The organism is Hydrogenophaga sp. (assembly GCF_051007235.1).
Classification (GTDB): domain Bacteria; phylum Pseudomonadota; class Gammaproteobacteria; order Burkholderiales; family Burkholderiaceae_C; genus Hydrogenophaga.
In genome coordinates this window covers 1-2310 of sequence record NZ_JBPCSJ010000472.1, presented here as the reverse complement: position 1 = coordinate 2310, position 2310 = coordinate 1, and the positions used below count along the sequence as shown (strand labels likewise).

At 72.0% G+C, this 2310-nt stretch carries 2 protein-coding genes and 1 pseudogene; all 3 read left to right on the top strand.

The window, feature by feature from the left end; translation table 11 throughout:
- Positions 1-703 (top strand): annotated as a pseudogene (locus ACR2JA_RS16680) (DUF58 domain-containing protein); the annotation flags it as partial.
- A 29-nt stretch (positions 704-732) separates the two neighbouring features.
- Complete coding sequence (locus ACR2JA_RS16675) at positions 733-1788, top strand: VWA domain-containing protein (protein ID WP_434010199.1); 1056 nt, start codon at positions 733-735, stop codon at positions 1786-1788.
- A gap of 369 nt (positions 1789-2157) precedes the next feature.
- On the top strand, positions 2158-2310 hold a 153-nt coding region (locus ACR2JA_RS16670; RefSeq protein WP_434010198.1), incomplete at its 3' end, for an NAD(P)-binding protein.

Here is a 2310-nt window from a genome sequence, read left to right as displayed (position 1 = left end):
GCTGGACCTCAGCCCCTCGGTGGACTTCGGTTCCGGCCAGCAGCGCAAGCGCGAACTGCTGCAGGGCTTCGTGGGCGTGGTGGCGCGCCTGATCAGCCGCCACGGCAACCGCGTGGGCGCCATGCTCTACGGCGCCCGTGGCGTGGCGGCGGTGGGCACGGTGCTGCCCGCGCGCGGCGGCCGCACCCAGGTGCTGCGGTTGATGGGGTTGCTGGACACGCCCGAAGACGCGTCGCCCAAGGCACCCGCCCACGGCCCCACGCGCCTGGCCGAGCTGCTGCGCATCGCCGCCCTGTCGCTGCGCCAGCGCTGCACCGTGTTCGTGGTGTCGGACTTCATCAGCGAGCCGGGCTGGGAGCGACCCCTGGGCGAGCTGGCGCGCCGGCACGACGTGGTGGCCGTGCGCCTGCTGGACCCGCTGGAGCTGGAACTGCCCGATCTGGGGTTGCTGACCCTGCGCGACGCCGAGACCGGTGAACAGCTGCTGGTGGACACGCACGACAGCGGTTTTCGCCAGCGCTTTGCAGGCATCGCCGCCCAGCGCGAGGCGCAGCTGCGCGAGACCCTGGCCCGCGCCGGTGTGGACGCGCTGGAGCTGGCCACCGACGACGACCTGCTCGAATCGGTGCAGCGCTTTGTGCAGCTGCGCCGCCAGCGCACCGACCCGCGGCGCAGCGCGGTCTCAACGGGAGTCGCCGCATGAACCCGCTCAATGCTTTGAACGGACTGCCGGTGCAGTTCCTGTGGCCGCAGTTCCTGTGGGGGCTGCTGGTGCTGCCGTTGCTGGTGTTGCTGTACGGGTGGTTGCTGCGCCGGCGGCGCCAGACCGCACTGCGCTACGCCAGCCTGTCCATCGTGCGCGAAGCCATGGGCCGTGGGCCAGGCTGGCGCCGCCATGTGCCGCCGGTGCTGCTGCTGCTGGCCTTTGCCGCCATGCTGCTGGCCAGTGCACGGCCCATGGCCACGGTGCTGCTGCCGTCCACGCAGCAGACCATCATCCTGGCCATGGACGTCTCGGGCAGCATGCGCGCCACCGATGTCTTGCCCAACCGGCTGGTGGCCTCGCAGGCGGCGGCCAAGGCCTTCCTGGCCGAGCTGCCGCGGCACGTGAAGGTGGGCATCGTCGCTTTTGCGGGCAGTGCGCAGGTGGTGCAGCCGGTCACGCTCAGCCGCGAAGACCTGAACGCCGCCATCGACAAGTTCCAGATGCAGCGCGCCACCGCCATCGGCAGTGCCATCGTGGTGGCACTGTCCGAAATCTTCCCTGGCCAGGTGGACCTGGCCAGCGTCACCTACGGCCGGCAGAACGACCCGTTCGCCGCGCAGGGCCGCGCCATCGACCAGCCGGCGGCGCAGGCCGAGAAGAAGCCGTTCCAGCCGGTGCCCCCGGGCTCCTACGGGTCGGCCGCCATCATCCTGCTGACCGACGGCCAGCGCACCACCGGGGTGGACACCGAGGAAGCCACCCAGATGGCGGCCGACCGCGGCGTGCGCGTCTACACCGTGGGCGTGGGCACGGTGGACGGCGAGGTGATCGGCTTCGAGGGCTGGTCCATGCGCGTGCGGCTCGACGAAGAAACCCTCAAGTCCGTGGCGCGCGAGACCAAGGGCGAGTACTTCTACGCCGGCACGGCCGAGAACCTCAAGCAGGTCTATGAAACGCTGAGCACGCGGCTGACGGTGGAGCGGAAAGAGACCGAGGTCTCCGGCCTGCTGGCGCTGGCGGCGGCGGTGCTGGTGCTGCTGTCGGCGGGGCTGTCGCTCTTCTGGTTCAACCGGGTGTTGTAGTGGCCCCCACGCTCCGCCGCTGACGCGGGTCGCTGCCCCCCGAGGGGGCTGGGCCTGCCTTGGGGCGGCCCGGCGGTAGGCCCAGTGCCCCCCACGCTCCGCCGCTGGCGCTGGTCGCTGCCCCCCCCATGGGGCTGACCTTGCTCGGGGCGGCCCTTCGCAGCGGCCTTTGGCCCCCACGCTCCGCCGCTGTCGCGGGGCGCTGCCCCCCAAAGGGGGCTCGGCCTGCCTTGGGGCGGCCCGTCGCTGTGGTCATTGGCCCCCACGCTCTGCCGCTGACGCGGGTCGCTGCTCTGCTTGTTCCACCGCTGCGCGGGGGTTTGCGTTGCGTCAAGGCGTTGCGGGGGCCGGCGGGCACAATGCCTGCCCATGACACAACACGTGGTGATCGCCGGTGGGGGTATCGGTGGCCTGGCCTGTGCCCTGGCGCTGGCGCGGGCCGGGGTTTCGGTGGACCTGCTGGAGCAGGCGGGCGCGCTGGGCGAGGTGGGGGCTGGCCTGCAACTGGGGCCCAACGCGGTG